14 protein-coding genes and 1 pseudogene are annotated in these 16,307 nt (G+C 57.3%); 9 read left to right on the top strand and 6 right to left on the bottom strand.

Features of this window, described 5'->3' with window-relative positions:
- Positions 1–213: 213 nt before the first annotated feature.
- The 4 genes and pseudogenes from QMG40_RS09230 to QMG40_RS09215 form a co-directional block, all read right to left on the bottom strand.
- A pseudogene (locus QMG40_RS09230) lies at positions 214–621 on the bottom strand (RidA family protein).
- A 197-nt stretch (positions 622–818) separates the two neighbouring features.
- Positions 819–1,043 (bottom strand): hypothetical protein, encoded by a 225-nt coding sequence (locus QMG40_RS09225; RefSeq protein ID WP_283530742.1) that lies wholly within the window; start codon positions 1,041–1,043, stop codon positions 819–821.
- A gap of 322 nt (positions 1,044–1,365) precedes the next feature.
- Complete coding sequence (locus QMG40_RS09220; protein WP_283530741.1) at positions 1,366–1,650, bottom strand: hypothetical protein; 285 nt, start codon at positions 1,648–1,650, stop codon at positions 1,366–1,368.
- 317 nt (positions 1,651–1,967) lie between these two features.
- The gene (locus tag QMG40_RS09215; protein ID WP_283530740.1) at positions 1,968–2,384 is read right to left on the bottom strand and encodes an SRPBCC family protein; all 417 of its coding nucleotides are present in this window, start codon (positions 2,382–2,384) and stop codon (positions 1,968–1,970) included.
- A gap of 488 nt (positions 2,385–2,872) precedes the next feature.
- Between QMG40_RS09215 and QMG40_RS09210 the strand changes: the two genes are divergently transcribed.
- The 3 genes from QMG40_RS09210 (at position 2,873) to QMG40_RS09200 (ending at position 4,729) form a co-directional block, all read left to right on the top strand.
- Complete coding sequence (locus QMG40_RS09210; RefSeq protein WP_283530739.1) at positions 2,873–3,148, top strand: hypothetical protein; 276 nt, start codon at positions 2,873–2,875, stop codon at positions 3,146–3,148.
- 32 nt (positions 3,149–3,180) lie between these two features.
- A complete protein-coding gene (locus QMG40_RS09205) occupies positions 3,181–3,759 on the top strand; it encodes a dihydrofolate reductase family protein (protein ID WP_283530738.1) in 579 nt (192 codons plus the stop codon).
- 163 nt (positions 3,760–3,922) lie between these two features.
- Positions 3,923–4,729 (top strand): aminoglycoside phosphotransferase family protein, encoded by an 807-nt coding sequence (locus QMG40_RS09200; RefSeq protein WP_283530737.1) that lies wholly within the window; start codon positions 3,923–3,925, stop codon positions 4,727–4,729.
- A 359-nt stretch (positions 4,730–5,088) separates the two neighbouring features.
- Here QMG40_RS09200 and QMG40_RS09195 read toward each other — a convergent pair whose 3' ends face one another.
- Positions 5,089–5,955 carry an SDR family oxidoreductase gene (locus tag QMG40_RS09195; RefSeq protein WP_283530736.1) on the bottom strand — a complete coding sequence of 289 codons (867 nt, stop codon included), beginning with the start codon at positions 5,953–5,955 and terminating at the stop codon, positions 5,089–5,091.
- 1,383 nt (positions 5,956–7,338) lie between these two features.
- Between QMG40_RS09195 and speB the strand changes: the two genes are divergently transcribed.
- The 3 genes from speB (at position 7,339) to QMG40_RS09180 (ending at position 10,890) form a co-directional block, all read left to right on the top strand.
- Positions 7,339–8,418: an agmatinase gene (gene speB, locus QMG40_RS09190; protein ID WP_283530735.1), complete on the top strand. Its 1,080-nt coding sequence runs from the start codon at positions 7,339–7,341 to the stop codon at positions 8,416–8,418.
- Complete coding sequence (locus QMG40_RS09185) at positions 8,415–10,103, top strand: thiamine pyrophosphate-binding protein (RefSeq protein WP_283530734.1); 1,689 nt, start codon at positions 8,415–8,417, stop codon at positions 10,101–10,103. Before speB ends, QMG40_RS09185 begins: the two co-directional genes overlap by 4 nt.
- A gap of 157 nt (positions 10,104–10,260) precedes the next feature.
- Entirely contained in the window at positions 10,261–10,890 is a 630-nt protein-coding gene (locus tag QMG40_RS09180; protein ID WP_283530733.1) for a CG0192-related protein, read from the top strand.
- Between the two features lie 39 nt (positions 10,891–10,929).
- On the opposite strand, the gene QMG40_RS09175 is transcribed toward QMG40_RS09180, so the two are convergent.
- Positions 10,930–12,027, bottom strand: coding sequence for an alpha/beta hydrolase (locus QMG40_RS09175; RefSeq protein ID WP_283530732.1), 1,098 nt, complete (start codon positions 12,025–12,027; stop codon positions 10,930–10,932).
- 382 nt (positions 12,028–12,409) lie between these two features.
- Here QMG40_RS09175 and QMG40_RS09170 point away from each other — a divergent pair, with 382 nt between their 5' ends.
- The 3 genes from QMG40_RS09170 to QMG40_RS09160 all read left to right on the top strand — a co-directional run bounded on the left by QMG40_RS09170 (position 12,410) and on the right by QMG40_RS09160 (position 16,213).
- Positions 12,410–13,060, top strand: a complete 651-nt coding sequence (locus QMG40_RS09170; RefSeq protein ID WP_283530731.1) for a TetR/AcrR family transcriptional regulator — start codon at positions 12,410–12,412, stop codon at positions 13,058–13,060.
- Positions 13,057–13,932: a TIGR01777 family oxidoreductase gene (locus tag QMG40_RS09165; RefSeq protein WP_283530730.1), complete on the top strand. Its 876-nt coding sequence runs from the start codon at positions 13,057–13,059 to the stop codon at positions 13,930–13,932. Before QMG40_RS09170 ends, QMG40_RS09165 begins: the two co-directional genes overlap by 4 nt.
- Positions 13,933–14,146: 214 nt before the next feature.
- Positions 14,147–16,213 (top strand): DUF5107 domain-containing protein, encoded by a 2,067-nt coding sequence (locus QMG40_RS09160; protein ID WP_283530729.1) that lies wholly within the window; start codon positions 14,147–14,149, stop codon positions 16,211–16,213.
- Positions 16,214–16,307 lie beyond the last annotated feature (94 nt).

Genomic DNA, 16,307 nt, shown 5'->3' with positions numbered 1-16,307 from the left:
GGCTCTTATTACTTTTCCGTGGACGTGAAGGAAGTTAAGGCGCGCGGATTGCGCCCACCGAAGAGCCCTGGGCTCATAAGGGGTGTCTGCACACTCACGCCGAAAGCATCCAGTACGCCGGCCGTATACCGAACTGTGTAGTCAGGCGCACGCGGAAGCTGAAAAGTCGCCCGATGGAAGTTCCCGTAGGGAACGCTCACCGGACAATCCAGATCAGTGGATAACCGCTGCGACTGCTTCGATCTCTGCGAGTTGATCCTGGTAGCCCAAAACCGTGACGCCCATAAGCGTACTTGGGACACCGTGGCTGCTGAATGCTTCACAAACTACGTCCTAGGCCGTCACTAGGTCAGCTTGGTCAGAAGAAGCCACCAGAACCCGTGTACTGATCGCATTCTCCAGGCCCGCCCCAGCGGCTTCCAAGTAATCATGCATGTTCTCGAGCGCTTTGGAGGCTTGTGCTGCGTAATCACCTATTCCAGCAGTTGATCCGTCCTTATTCAAAGGACAGGCTCCTGCGAGAAAGATGAGGCGTGCATCGCTGGGAGCAGTTGCAGCATAGACGTATTGGGCGACGTCGGAAAGCGAACCCGAATGGATGAAGGTGACCGCACGCGGCATGGCCGTCCTTGTTTAGATTGACCTACTGGGCGATTCCCACACTATCGGTGCTAATTCGGGCGCGAACCCGATGGTTCCTGAGCAGGCCACTTCCCGAACCATTCGTTGAGTAACCCCTCATTGCACAGACATTTCGCAACCGTTGGCGCAACGTCTTACGAGGTATCTTGTGCTCTAGTGTGGCGGACCGCAAGACTTCAGAGAGCTTGATTGCGTGGATGATTCTTGGCGATCCGCTCGTTGCCGTGCTTGTAATTGCCCGTCACTCGGGCCATGAGCTCCTGAGAATTCCCGCGGTCAGCATCTGCAAGGAATTGGTCCGCTGTCGCGCCCCGCAAAGTTGTTGCCTTCCGCCCGTGATGGCGGATCACTACACCATCCTCGGTCACGCTAAATTCGAATCCGTTAGGTACATTTCCCATTCAACGATTATGGCAGTTTCAAGGGTGAGTGAAGGTGTCTCCATGGTGAACCGAGACTATCCGTCAATGAGCGGTGCCCAATCGTTTAGTCACATAGTTACGCAAACGTCCCCCTTGAAGTTCCACTTCTAAGACTAGTTCCATTCTCATCAGGGTGGGTTCACGCGCAGTTGAACCACTTGAGGTGAATTTCCGCACGGATTGTTCTCAAACCCGGGTCCGCGCCGCTATATACGCGGGCGGCGACACCGGGATCCTATCCGCACTGGACCACCATCGAGAGGATCGGATAGCCGGAGAAATCCAGATGACTCGAGGAGGTTCAGTCCACTTGTGTTCTGCCAGGGCTGTTAGGTTGGCGATCGAATCTGCGTCCGGCATCCTTTGACGGCTGCGCCGCAACCATAAGGCCGATAACGATGAGAATAGCCGCAGGGGGATATTCGGTAACCCCCGGTTGGGTATAGCCAATAAGGGTCTTCGTACCGTTGTCATAATCGTAGTATTCTGCTTGCTTGTTGCTTGCGGCCCACGAGGCGCCAACGATTACACCAATGCTCAGGGCTGCAGACGCAATGAGTGAGAACACGGCGTGTGCCAGTTCCACCCACCAGAACTCGCTTCTCGAGGCGCGCCCGTGGAAAGCCGTGTATTTGCGGAAGAAGCGACTAATTGCCTGCCCAATTGGGGCCCCATATAGCGGGACGGCGCAGCTAGCCCAGGCCGGTGTCACAGCTGGTTGCAGGGACCCGGCAAAAGCCAGGAAGCGGTGTCGTGGACTTCTTGCATTTCGTCAATTCTTGGTGGGTTGTTTCGGCACTAAGAGTTAGGCCACCTTGGCAAACTTCTATACGAAACATGCCTTGCGAGCACGGATCGCATGCCAATTTATCCACTCTGTGTTCACTTAGCAGGGATGAAGGATCAGTGCGTGAAGTCTGCGATGAGGTGGAGATTCCGCGACTCAATTAGCTTTTGCATGTAGCGGGCCAGAATCAGCTTCTCAACGAGGCGTCCTAGGAGCCCAAAGGGTGCCTCGAACTCGATCTGATCGATCATCGTGGTTGCCTCTGTATCTTCGCTGAACTCATGGACATGGCGGAACTTGCGAAACGGCCCCTTGACCTGTTCATCGATGAAGTAGTTCGGCGCTTCCATTTGGGTTATCCGACTCGTCATCCGCAACGGAAGACCGAAATGCCAGGCCTGCCACGTCACTTCTTCTCCCAGTGAAATGAGACCTGAGGTGACACCAGCCACCGCCTTTTCACGCGAATGCGCCATTGATTCTTCGTGTGCGTCGATACTCCGGGCGAGGTCAAAGAGCTGCGGTTTTGGCATACTGGTCTGTGTCGTGCATCTAAAGGAGACTGTCATGAACAGAGTATGGCAGTCGGTTGTGTTTTGCCCGAATTATCCCGGACTGGAAGGGCCGCGGACAGGTGACTACGATCGTAAAATAGTCTGAAAACCAGGTGATTGCCCCTGATACCTGGCGCAGCCGGGCTACACCACACCGACGTTGAACACGTTATTTACCGTGTTGAACAGCGGATGAGAACGGTTTTGCTTACGTTGCGAAACGCAGTCCGGTCACCGAGACGGTCATGTTCGCAGATAGTAGGAAACCGTTACGATGCCGAGAAGCGGCCCCCAAACCAGCATGGGCGCCTAAGCCAATCCCATGAGGGGAAGGCCGGAGCCGTCTACCCAGCCCTACAGCATGAGCTGGCTGACGGTGGTCAGTGTGATGTGCGGCGCACCGGTGGCAGCCGGGATTACCGCAGCGATCGAGCGAACCTGCTGGCCACGTATCAGCGGAATCCACTGTGGAACGAGTTGCCACATGGATGCACGAGGCCCAGGGTGAGCAGATCAAGACCCTCGAGCACAATGGCAAGGCCGATTGTGTACAACGCACCCCAGCCAGGCAGGTCATAGTCCGAACGGAAAGCCGCACCCGACTTTATGCTGAGTTCCAGCCGCTGTCCTCGACACCCTACGCCAGCTACCGATCGGCTCGCGGGAACGAACGGATGACGTATTTGGAGTCCCTTCGAGAACGTTTACTTGTTGACCTGCACGCGAGGCACTTGACAAACTAGGTAAACATTTGTCGCCTCGGGAACGGACAATCATGAGAAAGCTCGTCTATTACGTGGCGACAACACTTGACGGCTATATAGCAGGACCGGGCGGTGCTGATCCAAGCGGGGCGGATTACTTCCCGCTGACGCCCGATGTCATCCAATTCATCGTGGAGCATTACCCCGAAACTCTTCCCTGGCCTGCGCGTGCTGCTCTGGGTATTGACAGCCCCGGCCAAGTATTCGATACCGTTCTAGAGGGACGGTCGTCCTACGAGATCGGTCTTGCGGCCGGAATGACGGACGCCTATCCACACCTTCGTCACCTGGTATTTTCAACCACGCTAGAAAGCCAGGACCCAGCCGTCGAGATCGTCCGCAACGGGGCTCTAGACCACGTGCGCACGCTCAAGACCGAGGAAGGTAAAGATCTATGGTTGGTGGGAGGTGGCACACTTGCCCACTCATTGCTGCCAGAGATCGACCGGCTCGTGCTCAAACAAAACAGATCCGTCATCGGCTCTGGTATCCCACTCTTCAATGGACCGTTCCAATCCCATATGTTCCAGCCCGTTGATGAGACACTGCTGGACTCAGGCATAAGAGTGCTCACCTACGACCGTGCCTGACCCAATCTCTGCTAACACTCAATGAGAAGCAGACCCACTGACCGGGACACCCCGGTAGCCCTGCCTAAGGTTCGGCATACCGGAGGGGGACGTTCGGGATGAGCGAGGCCGGCAACCGCTGATTGAAAGACCAACGGTCTATCAACCCGATACGATCTTGTTCATGGATTGGGTTGCGGGAACAGTGCCGGCGTACATGGATCGGTGGGCTATAGGGCAACGCGGGGAAATGGTCATCACTCCCTCTAGCTGGCTAGTTACAGGTCGCTGGCATGATCGAAACGTCATGCTCAAGGTCGCCCGCGTTGCCGAAGAGGCCCGCGGTGGCCGCGTCCTTGCTTGGTGGGCCGGTTGCGCCGCAGTGGACGTGCATGAAGTCACCGACCAGGCTGTCCTGATGGACTTGGCCTCCGGCCAACGGGCCTTGACAGCGATGTGCCAGGCGGGCCGCGATGATGAGACTACTAGTATCCTCTGCGAGACCATCACCTCTCTGCACGGCGTCCCTGACAAATCGTCGGCTCCCAGTGATCTCGTGCCCTTGGCGCTTTGGTTTCAAGACCTGATCGAGCCACATGCTGCAAAGTCTCATGCAGGCAACCTTGAGCGAGCGGCAACCATGGCACAAGAGCTACTGGAGGTTTCGGCCGCAGAAGCCCATGTGGTTCTTCACGGGGACCTCCATCACGGCAATGTTCTCGATTTCAACGGGCGTTGGCGCGCGATTGACCCCAAAGGGTTGTTTGGCCATCGGGCGTTCGACTACGCCAATATTTTCTGCAATCCGTCCACGGACGTGGCGTTGTCAAATTTCCACAGACGACTGGCGATCGTCAGCGAGCACTCAGGGCTCGACGTCGATACGGTGAGATCATGGGTCATCGTTTGGTGCGCCCTTTCGGTCGTGTGGAGCGACAAGAGCGGTGGCCAGCCATGGACGCCCCACACCATCTTGAGCACGTTCGGCTAGCACCATGGGCATGCGGTTCAGCCGGCGAACCCTGTCCGCACGCGGTTGCCTCTTCGAAGCCCGTCGGGTGGAGCGAAACAACCGCTTTTATCGGTTCATGCAGGTTGCTAGCGTTTATCCACATCAACCCGAATCAGGTTTGGCAGTGGAAGAAGCGGTTACCGAAACTTTCCCGCAGTGGTAGGAGTTCGTCGCGGTGACCGGAACGAGGTGGAGAGAGGTATCAATGGATCCGCGTTATATCCGGAGCGCGTCAACGCCGTAAGTTCAATCTCTGACAACACATCGTAAAACTTATCTAGCCGCTGTTTGTGGCCCAGAACATTTTTGTTTGATCAAGCAAAGTGGTCTCAGGTCATCTAGGAATGGCGTACGCCAACGCCATCAAGAACGGCCGCATAGCCCTCCCGATAGGTGGGGTAAGAAAACACGAATCCGGTCTCCCGCAGCCTGTTGTTATGGCATCGTTTGCCGCGTCCGCCCTGAGCGTGAGAAGAGTCGTTGACCAATGCCGGCGCTGGTAGGTCAAGACTGCGTGCCAAGAATTCAGTGACTTCGCGACGATCGGCCGGGAGGTCATCGACGCCGATGTATACGGTTTCAGGCCACTCCACCAAGGTCCCGTTTTGCATGGTCATGAGGTGCACGATAGATGCCGCAGCATCGTCACGATGTATCCGACTAGTAAATTCTGGCACGGAGGAAACCGTCGCGGTGCCCTGACGTACACGATCAATTTCCCTGGTGCGTCCTGGACCGTAGAGGCCACCAAGACGCAGAATCTTCGCCTCGGGAATCTGCTGGAGCAATGTCTCCTCTGCTTCTAGCAGCACACGTGCCGTTGGGGTAGTGGGTTTGGCCGGAGTGGCTTCGTTGACCCAGGATCCGTCATCAATGCCGTAGACCGCTGTCGATGACACATATAACACTTGCGGTGGCGCTGCGCAGTCGTTACGGATTGCGGCGGTTATTCGCAGAACGCTCTCGACGTATGCTGCTCGATAACCATCTACGCTGCGCGCATCAGGGCTCATGGCAATCACCACGATGCTGGTGTCTGGCGGCAGCGTGGGTACCTCAGTGGAGAGATCAATGGCCTGTCCTTCGATTTCGGAGGGCAGTTTGCCTGCTGAGCGTCGAAGTCCCATGACCCGGTAGCCCATAGAAACGAACCTCAGCCCGGTTTCAGTTCCAAGGTCACCACAGCCGGCAATCACAACAGTCATTTGATACTCCTCAGACCACACTGTTCGTTTAGATATCTTCGCGGCCCGGTTGACGAGCAGCGAGGCATGATCCGAGCTTAGCGAGGCGCCTGGGCGGGATCAGCTACGGCGCGCCGCCCGAATATTGAATAGCCGCAAAGCCGCCTCTCCGAAACGGCACCCAGCACAGCTTCGGCATCCCTGTCTTTTTTGTTCAGAGGCCGCGTTGGTCAACCGCTGATAGGACGTCGGTGAGCCCATGACCCGGATCATGCAGTCCCATAGGGTCTAGAGCAGATTTCAGCGCGAAATCAGTGGTCAGCTATGCGCTTAGATGGGACGCTCCCAATAGGCGCAGCGGGCAGATATGGGTCAGTGCGCTATGGCGTGACTGCCTGAGAACCAAGCCGACGGATCTAATTTGCATTCACTGGCCCACACGACTGCAACGGTCATCACTCTTTGATTGCCGTCAGCTGTGCAAATAATTGAATGTTGCTCCAACACGAGCTTTCGATGTCGCCAAGCGGAACGGCAAGAATTTCCGGTTCTCTTTTCAACCGGGAGATGCTTGGGGGCTTTTCGGGGAGAGTATGGATCGCGCTGAATACGACCTAAGCTCCCCTTCAAGCGCTCCACATTGCCGCTCGCTTTGAACGAAGATACTTCGGTAACCGTTCTCTGCACGGATGGGTTGCACCTCAGAAGTTAGGAATGAGGGTCAATTATTGGGATGCCCTGTGTCAATTGATCAGCAGAGGAACGCGGCGAGCCGATCGATGGAGGTTGCATCCAAGGAGGGTGGGTAGCTGTGGGCGGATTGCATCGGCTTGAATCGAACGCCGCGTGATTGGGTACGGAGATGCGACTGTACAAAGAGTAGTGCGGCTCCAGACCACGTTGCGGCGGTGGTTGTTCTCTGAGGATCGCTGTGAAGAGGATTGCTGTGAAGATGGATCGCTGTGAAGACCAGGTTCATTCCAACGAGGTGCACCACTAGATCCCTGACGTACGCCTCAGTGCGCGGGCGAGTTGCTTGGAAGCCCGTGCTGGAGTCGTGAAGAAGTATCCGAAATGCTCGATCATGGATGGGAGCAGCTCAGCACAAACACATCCTCTCCCTGGGATAATTTTTAGGCTATATCTGTGATCGTTCACCCGTCCAGCAGAGGTGTCCTTTACCTGTTCCACGTTCGCAAATAGAGCTGATGCGCCCACGATTACCGGCAATCTGTGCAATCATCTTTCAAAAATGCTAAAACACCCTGAAGTCCCCAAAAAAAGGTGCCCAAAAAATGTATCTGAGATGAAACATTTGGTTCACATTAGGCAACATCAGTTGTACGATGGTTGACAACTGCACTGATGTGACGCACATCTAATGTCACAGAAACGAGGACATCCATGAAAGAGCTCCGTATCGAGGCCAATGGCAATCTGGGTCCCATAGATTCCTCCCAGATCCCGCGCTACGCAGGCGCCGCCACCTACGCCCGCCTCCCCAGACTTGACCAGGTCACAAAAACCGATATCGCTGTTGTGGGTGTCCCCTTTGATAGTGGTGTTTCATACCGGCCCGGCGCCCGGTTTGGTGCCAACCACGTGCGGGAGGCTTCACGCCTGCTGCGCCCGTACAACCCGGCCTGGGACGTTTCGCCGTTTGAAAACTGCCAGGTTGCCGACGCCGGTGACATGGCCGTGAACCCCTTCAATATCAATGAAGCGATTGAAACCATCCAGCAGAATGCGCTGGATTTGACCGCTGACGGCGCCAAGCTTTTCACCATCGGTGGCGACCACACCATCTCCCTACCCCTGCTGCGTGCGGCTGCCGAACGAGCCGGCGAGCCAGTTGCCATGCTGCACTTTGACGCCCACTTGGACACCTGGGATACGTACTTTGGTGCCGAATACACTCACGGAACCCCGTTCCGTCGGGCCGTTGAAGAAGGCGTCCTGGACACCGAAGCTATTTCCCACGTGGGAACCCGCGGACCACTCTACGGTAAGAAGGATTTGGATGACGATCACCGTTTCGGTTTCGGCATCGTCACAGCAGCCGACGTCTATTACCAAGGCGTCCTCGAGACAGTGGCCAAAATCCGTGACCGCATCGGCAAGCGCCCCCTGTACATTTCGGTGGACATTGATGTGCTTGATCCCGCACACGCCCCCGGTACCGGTACGCCAGAGGCCGGCGGCATCAGCAGCCGCGAACTGATCGAGATCATCCGCGGGTTCCGCGGCATGAATCTGGTAGGTGCTGACATTGTGGAAGTGGCCCCAGCCTATGACCACGCCGAAATTACCGGAATCGCTGCCAGCCACGTGGGCTTTGAACTCGTGACGTTGATGGCAGATAACCACGTTGCAGGAGACCGGTTCGGCACTCCCAACGGTTATGCCGCCCAAGCCCTTGACGCCGAAAAACGACGCCGCACAGCCGGCTTTGGATCTACTACCACCGAAGGCGGTACCAAATGACTGACCAGCTAAACGAGTCAACGCAGACTACAGAAATTCAGCGCAACGGTGGAGACCTGGTTGTTGAAACACTCACTGCCTTGGGCGCCAAAACCGTCTTTGGCATCCCGGGCCAGCATGCACTGGGCCTCTTTGATGCCTTGGGCCGTTCACCCCTGCACTTTGTCTCTTCCCGCGTGGAGAACAATTCAGCGTTTTCCGCCGATGGCTACTCCCGGGCCACCGGCGAGGTGGGCGTATTGTTCCTGTCCACAGGCCCCGGGGCCTTGACTGCCCTTGCCGGCTTGCAGGAAGCGTATGCCACAGGCGTGCCTATGATTGTTGTGGCCAGCCAGATCCCGCTTGAGGGTTTGGGGGCCCGCCGCAAGGGCATGCTTCATCAGCTCGATGACCAAAAAGCCTCCGCGGCCAATGTGACCAAGAGCCAGCGACTGATCCAGCATGCCTCAGGAATCCCTTCTGCCATTCAGGATGCGTGGACGGAAGCAGTTTCCTCCCCGCAGGGCCCGGTCTGGATTGAAGTACCCCAAAACGTGTTGTTGGACCCCATCTTTGTGCCGGCTGTTGAGGATGCTTTGGCGGAACCTTTCGATAACCCGCCTCGAGTTGAGCTGGTCCGGGAAGCAGTGAAGTGGCTTTCCGCCGCTGAGCGTCCCGTCATTGTTGCAGGTGGTGGCGTGCGTCGCGGCCATGCCCAAAAAGAGCTGCTCGCTATTGCCGAAAAGCTCAACGCACCTGTGGTGTGCACCCCGGGCGGCAATGGCGCGTTCCCGTGGAACCATGAGCTTTCGCTGCAGTCGTGGATGGAAGATCGGTACGTTACCGAAGTACTTGAAGATGCAGATGTGCTTGTTGTTATTGGGTCATCCATGGGTGAGGTTTCCAGTAACTACTTCACCATGGAGCCGCGCGGGCGCATCATTCAGATCGATGCTGAGCCTCGCGTGCTTGAATCCAACCGCCCGGCCTTGGGCATCCGTGCTGACGCCGGTCAGGCGCTGAGGGCGCTGGATGAGGCCCTGACTGAACCTCATGGGGAGAAGGCACAGTGGCACGGGGAAACTCCGCAGAACATTGTGACGGCGACTCTTGCCAAGGTCCAGGGTCGTCTTGATGAGCAGGATCTGGGTCTGGAGCGCAAGTTCATGGCCGACATTCGCGAAGCTGTCCCTGCCGAGATGCAGACCTTCTGGGACATGACCATCTCAGCTTATTGGGGTTGGAGCTGCTGGGATTCCAAGGATGGAGAATTCCACTCCGCCCAAGGTGCTGGTGGGTTGGGCTACGGCTTCCCGGCCGCTATTGGTGGCGCGCTGGGGCTGGAGAGCGCGGGCAAGCCTTCCCGTGTACTGGCAGTTGCCGGGGATGGTTCCTCCATGTATTCCATCTCGGAACTGGCTACGGCCAAGCAGCACAATGCCCCTGTCACATGGCTCATTGTTGACGACGGCGGCTACGGCATCCTGCGTGAATACATGATCGACACCTTTGGTAAAGCCACGCACACTGAATTGGCGCGGCCGGACTTTGTGAAAGTGGCGGAGGCCTTCGGTGTTCCCGCCCAGCGTGTGAAGGCCGAACACGTGGGGGAGGCGCTTAAGGCCGCCTTCGCCGCTGAGGGTCCAAACGTTGTGGTGGTTGATGTGCTGTTGAAGATGTTCGGCCCCACGCACCTGGACATCTAGCCAACGCTCGCTCACTTCACGTCTGGTTTTTCCTGACGCTCGCTCACTAAGTACGACGCCGTGAGGTCACCTTCGTTCAGAAGGTGACCTCACGGCGTCGTACTTCATTTAAGTCGACTCAGAATGTTCTCGTGGGAGAGGCATCTATGCTGGTGGCATGGCTACTCTTTATGATGCTGAACTCAGCCCGTCAAAGTCCGAACTTTTGAGTCAGTGGCTGCCTACCCAGCCATGGTTTATTCAGGATGCAACGGAGCTAAGGCGGCTGGCGGCTTTTCGCTTTGATGATCCGGCCGGTGAGGTTGGCATTGAGACTCATGTGGTGGGCGTTGGTGGGCGGATCTACCAAGTGCCGCTGACTTACCGTGGCGCACCCTTGGCTGGCGCTGAGAAGTACCTCATAACAACTATGGAGCACTCGGTGCTGGGCGCTCGCTGGGTGTACGACGCCACTGCCGACCCTGTTTACGTGCATGAACTCGCTGCGGCGTTGCTGGTTGGCAAACCTGCCGCTAGTGAGAATTTAGTGGTTAATGATGGGCTTAAGCACGTGGCCCCCACAGCCCTGCTTAGTAGGACTGGTGCGCCGGAAACTGAAGTTCCCGAGTTGCAGATTGGTGCTCCGCAGACGTCCAACTCCGTGACAACTATTCCGGCTGGAGTGCTGAATTTGGTTGTTTTACGAGAGCTGAACACTGCGGGAGTACTGCACAGCGACACCACCTTGAAACTCAGCTGGGATGGGCAGGAGATTCCTTTGGTGATCGCAGCTGCAAACCCTGCCTGAGTGCACCACGGACAGGGTGTCCTGTTCCAGGAAGGGCCCTTAAGAAGGCTTCGTGCTGCTCTGTGTGGACTCTGAATCGAGCGCTTGCAGGTATTTGATCGTGTCAGCCAGTGCCACGTTTGCCTCGTTGAGATCAAGGTGGAACTGGTACTCGTGAGGAAGCTTTGGTTCGTGGTTTGCAGGCCAGAAGAGCCGAGTCACCGACACTCCAGAGTCCTCAAGTGCTTGCGCAAAGGGGATTGATTGTGACCAAGTGAGGGCGTCACCGTTACCCCCGCTAATGTACGTCGGCGGAAAGTCAGCATTGACGAAGTCGATCGTAGACATTAGGGAGCCAGTTGATCGAGATGACCAGTCCTTCGTTCCCGCGTACGCCCAGAGTGAGACCTGTAGCCCCCATGCTTCGATACCGTTGAGCGCGGACATGGCTGGCATGTCATAAACGCCGCAGTTGAGGATGGCCCCCACAACTTGTTCTTCTTTGAGCCCAGGTGTCATGCCCGAAAGGTGCGCGTAGCGGGGGTTGGTAGTGAGGATGGCGAGCTGACTGGCCAGTTGGCTGCCTGCGGAGTCACCTGCCAGCACAATCCGGTTTGGATCACCGTTCCATTCAGGGGCGTGCTCGCTAATATAACGCAGTGCAGTGTTCAGTTGCGTGAGTGCCGTTGGATAGACGGCTTCCGGTGCGGTGGTGTAGTTGACGCCGATAGTCGTGTACCCCTGGGCCGCGAGGATACGTAAGTAGGGTTCAATGTTTTCCTTCTGCCCTGAAATCCATGCACCACCGTGTACCCAGACTATTGTGGTCAACTTTTTGGTGCCACCAGCTGGAGTGTAGACGTCGAGGGTTGTATCTGATTGAGGGAGCGAGCCGGTGGGTGGGGCATAAGCGATATCTCGGTACTCGGCGAGCTTCGTATCGGAAACGTGTGGTTCCATCTCGGCGACGGTGGACGCGGCGCCCTTCTCGAAAACCGTGCGGATGACCATCACTGATGGCCAGGGGGTGATGGCGGCGACGATTGCTGTCAGAGCGACGGCGGCGACTAGGGTTCCCCCAGCGATCACAAGTCGACGCCGGAGAGGTCTTTGACGCTTAGCTGTGTCGATATTGTTCGCTATGACGTGCTTTTCCATGTCGCTTCAAAACCCCAATCGGTGTCAAGACAAAACTGTCGTGGCGTGTTCAGTGTGTTCGATGAGCTACTTAACGTGAGAGCCCGACGCGAGGTCAGGCTCGAATTATGAAAATCGGCAATAGTTGTCAGTAGATCATAGATGAGTTCATTTACCCCGTGGATAGCCTGACCCTAAGGGCAAGTAAGGGCAAGTAAGGGCAAGTAAGGGCAAGTAAGGGCAGCTCAAGGGCCTGAGCTTGAGTGTGCTCTGTCCGTAGAAGCACCGGCGCAGAGCTTTCCGGGCGCGGCAAGAGCCCGAGCTATCCCACAGAAGAATTGAACGTGTTCAAAAAGAGTGCTTTACTTATAATTGAACACGTTCAAAAACTGGGGAGTGGGTTATGGATAGTAAGAGTGCACAAACCAAGGCTTTGGTGTTGGATACGGCCCTTGGCATGTTTCGCAGCAAAGGGTTCTCTAAGACAACGATGCGGGCCATCGCCGAGGAAGCGGGTATTTCCGTAGGCAGTGCCTACTATTACTTCTCTTCAAAGGATGAGCTGGTTTTGGAGTTGTACCGCGAGTCGGTAGCAGAGCAGGGTATGGCAGCGTCGGTAGCTTTGGAGCACGTCAATGGTTTCGGCGACAGGCTCAAGGCGGCCCTGAACGCAGGAATAGATGCGATGACCCCCTACCACGGCTTCGGTGGTGCCTTCATGAGTAGCGCGCTACCACCGCAATCGGTCCTCAACCCTTTTGGTGGGGCATCAACCGAAGCGAGAGAGGAAGCCGTGGGAATCTTCCGTGAAGTCATCAAGGGCACCAAAGTTCCGCACTTCCTGCGACCTCAACTGCCGGAACTCCTCTGGCTTGTCTACATGGGTGTGGTGTTTTTTTGGGTTTATGACAGCTCCGAGAATCAGCGCCGCACCCGGATACTGATTGATGGAGGCGCGCCACTGATCGCCAAACTCGTGGCCCTTTCGCGACTGCCCGTGGTCAAACCCATGATCGAAGAGGCTCTGACGCTCAAGGTGAGGGTGCAATCATGAAAACTGTCGTTATCGCAGGGGCTTCGGGGTTCATTGGCAAACATTTCTATCGTCAGTTTGCCGCGGCGGGGTGGCGGGTCCGCACCTTGGGTAGGTCAGGTGATGCCGTGTGGGGTGACACAGCTGCCATCAGCGCTGAACTTGAGGGTGCCCAGTTGCTGATCAACCTGGCCGGCAAGTCAGTTTCTTGCCGTTACTCTGCCGTGAACAAGGCTGAAATTATGCGCTCGCGCCTAGATACCACCGCGGAGCTGGGACGAGCGGTTGCTTCCTGCCTCCACCCTCCCCTGGACTGGTTTAACGCCAGCACGGGCACCATCTATCGAGACGCTCGGGATAAGCCCCAAGATGAGTACGACGGCGAATTTGGCGCCGGGTTCTCCGTTGAGGTGGCGCGGGGCTGGGAAGAAACGCTTGCATTAGCGGATGTCAGCGGAACACGGAAGATTCCATTGCGCATGACCATAGTCCTGGGACCCGAGGGAGGGGCCATGCGCCCCATCAATAACCTCGCCCGTTGGGGATTGGGCGGCCGTATGGGAGACGGTGGGCAGAAATTTAGCTGGGTTCATGTGCAAGACCTATTCCGTGCCGTCATATTTCTGCACAACAACCGGGAGATAACCGGTCCCGTCAATATTGCGGCCCCACAAGTCATCAGCAATTCGGAGCTGATGGCGGCTGTCCAGGGTAAACATAGAATGCCGTTTGGAGTACCGACGCCGGCATGGTTACTCAAGCTTGGCGCCGTCCTGATCCGGACGGAGACTGAACTTGTTTTGAAGAGTCGCTGGGTTGCGGCGAAGAAGCTCCAAGATGCCGGATTTACCTGGCAATACCCGGATCTGGAGAGTGCATTGGTGGACAGCTAGATAGCGCGGAGCAAAGCGGTGGCTAGCTAATGGCTGCAGAGAAGACACCCACGCCGGAGAAAGCTCTACGGCGTAACCACCCGGTGGGATCGCTAGTGTAGACACATAATGCCACCACACATCGTGGCTGCTGCGCCGTCGGATAGGCTCGCATCAAGAGCCCTGGCAAGCCGCCGCCGGGACCTGCGCCACAAAATTGCTGATTGGAAGCCCTATGAAGTCCTCCTCCACGCTAACCGTCACCACGCGGACCCTCGAGCTGGCAGAACTGGTTGAAGAGTCCGCACTGCCATCCGTACAGCCTCTGCTGGCACCTCCGTACACAGTGGGTGAGGGTGTTCCGGAAGAAATTTTGGCCGGGGTGCGGTGGGGAAGGGTGAATAACCTCTATCCCTATTCCATGCAGGAGAACTACACGCGAGAGACAAGCGCAACAGACCTGACCGCCGTCGTACTTGAAAATGCGCACATTAAGGCGACTTTCCTGCCCGGGCTGGGTGGACGGCTCTGGGAACTAAAGGATAAGGCCAGTGGCAAGGACTTGCTGCACACCTCGGACCGCGTTCAGTTCGCCAATCTGGCGCTGCGCAACGCGTGGTTTGCCGGCGGGATCGAGTGGAACATTGGCACACGAGGACACTCGCCAAGTACCTGTTCGCCGCTGCACACAGCCATTGTGCGGACCCCGGAGGGCCAGGAAGTGCTCCGAATGTGGGAGTTTGACCGGTTGCGGGAAGTGGTGTTTCAAATTGATGCGTGGTTGCCTGTCGAGTCGAAGGTGCTGTTCACTGCGGTGCGTATCCGTAATCCCAATGAGAAGACTGTCCCCATGTATTGGTGGAGCAATGCGGCCGTGCCGCAGACCCCCGGTACCCGGGTGCTTGCCCCCGCAAAGCAGGCTTTCCTCTCCAATTATGACGGGGCCATGAGCCGTATTGACCCCACAAACGTAGAGGGCGTGGATGTTACGTGGCCCGTCAATAACGGCCAGGCCGCTGACTTCTTCTTCGATATTGAGCCGCAAGAACGCCGCTGGGAGCTTGCCGCAGATGCTGACGGCGACGGGCTGGCCATGGTCTCTAGCGAGCAATTGCGGGGCCGGAAGTTGTTCATGTGGGGGGAGAGTACGGGTGGACACCGTTGGCAGGAATGGTTGAGCCCCTCTAATGACGGAGAACCTCGACGCTATGCGGAGATTCAATCGGGCCTGGCGCAGACCCAACTTGAGCACGTGCCCATGCCTGCCGGGGCGAGCTGGCAATGGGTTGAGGCCTACGGTAACGCGGCGCTGGATCCCGCGCTCGCCGCCGGGGCGTGGGATAGTGCGCTCACTCATGGGGCGCAGCGCGTGGAGACGCTGGTTCCACGGCAGGGCATTGCTGATGCCCTGTCCGACGCCGGACGCTGGGCTGATCTGCCCCCTACCGAATTGCTGGTGGCTGGCAGCGGCTGGGGTGCTTTGGAGAGCGGACGTCGCCAACACAGCGATATGGAGTGGGTGGATGAGAGTGGAACGCCCTTTGGCGCAGAAACGCTCACCACTGACCAGAGCCCATGGCTTGAGCTTCTCCGCGCCAATGAAGGCATTGTTGAAAAACCTTTTGAAGCCTCCGCTGCGGAAGCACCCAGTCAGCCCTTCGGTGGGGCGGTGTCATTTGTTCGGGGTCTTGATTGGGAGGATCTACTCACAGCAGGACGCAACCTTAGCGCTGAGGCTGCCTTTCACCATGCCGTCATGGTTCATGCGCGAGCATCCAGCAGGGCAGCGGACCTAGCTGTTGTTGTTGGTTTGTACGACAGGGCTCTTGGTGGGAGCGATGCTGGTGAGGCGGGCACTGGCGGGGACGGGATTGTTGGAGCAGGGGCGCCGCTGAGTGAGAGAAGCCGGGAACTGGCCTTGCGTGGAAAGGGGTTGGCTCTCTTGGCCGCGGGGGAGGTGAAGGAGGGCTTGCATCACTTGGAACTTGCTTGTTCCACTACTTACGGCACCCGGGCGCTGCTGATTGAGGCAATGACGCTGGCAGTGGAGAATGGCGCCCCACAGATGGCGCTGGATCTGTTGGAAAATGGCCCAGAAGCCTTTGCCTCGTTGGGCAGGGTGGAGCTCTTGCAGGCTCAGGCGCTTGCTGATGTGGGGGAGAGCGGCCAGGCTGCTGCCATTCTGCGGGCCGGGATAGAGGTGGCTGACCTGCGTGAAGGCGATAACTCAATTGCGGAACTCTGGCAGCGGGTATGTCCTGGCGAAGAGGTTCCGGGGCAATACCAGTTCAGCCTGCGGTAGCCCACCCACGCTCGGTCACTCCACGTGGTGTTTCCTGCGACGCTCGCTCACTCCGCGGGGAGAGACACCCCGGCATTACCTCACCGAGTGGGTA

The organism is Arthrobacter antibioticus, assembly GCF_030063205.1.
Classification (GTDB): domain Bacteria; phylum Actinomycetota; class Actinomycetes; order Actinomycetales; family Micrococcaceae; genus Specibacter.
The sequence above is the reverse complement of the archived record's forward strand: the minus strand, read 5'-3'. Positions and strand labels throughout refer to the sequence as shown.

Coding starts and splice junctions, on each gene's coding strand:
- QMG40_RS09205 (WP_283530738.1), top strand. CDS start 3,181: ATGAGAAAGCTCGTCTATTACGTGGCGACAACACTTGACGGCTATATA.
- QMG40_RS09175 (WP_283530732.1), bottom strand. CDS start 12,027: ATGGAAAAGCACGTCATAGCGAACAATATCGACACAGCTAAGCGTCAA.
- QMG40_RS09165 (WP_283530730.1), top strand. CDS start 13,057: ATGAAAACTGTCGTTATCGCAGGGGCTTCGGGGTTCATTGGCAAACAT.
- speB (WP_283530735.1), top strand. CDS start 7,339: ATGAAAGAGCTCCGTATCGAGGCCAATGGCAATCTGGGTCCCATAGAT.
- QMG40_RS09180 (WP_283530733.1), top strand. CDS start 10,261: ATGGCTACTCTTTATGATGCTGAACTCAGCCCGTCAAAGTCCGAACTT.
- QMG40_RS09225 (WP_283530742.1), bottom strand. CDS start 1,043: ATGGGAAATGTACCTAACGGATTCGAATTTAGCGTGACCGAGGATGGT.
- QMG40_RS09170 (WP_283530731.1), top strand. CDS start 12,410: ATGGATAGTAAGAGTGCACAAACCAAGGCTTTGGTGTTGGATACGGCC.
- QMG40_RS09195 (WP_283530736.1), bottom strand. CDS start 5,955: ATGACTGTTGTGATTGCCGGCTGTGGTGACCTTGGAACTGAAACCGGG.
- QMG40_RS09160 (WP_283530729.1), top strand. CDS start 14,147: ATGAAGTCCTCCTCCACGCTAACCGTCACCACGCGGACCCTCGAGCTG.
- QMG40_RS09200 (WP_283530737.1), top strand. CDS start 3,923: ATGGATTGGGTTGCGGGAACAGTGCCGGCGTACATGGATCGGTGGGCT.
- QMG40_RS09185 (WP_283530734.1), top strand. CDS start 8,415: ATGACTGACCAGCTAAACGAGTCAACGCAGACTACAGAAATTCAGCGC.
- QMG40_RS09215 (WP_283530740.1), bottom strand. CDS start 2,384: ATGCCAAAACCGCAGCTCTTTGACCTCGCCCGGAGTATCGACGCACAC.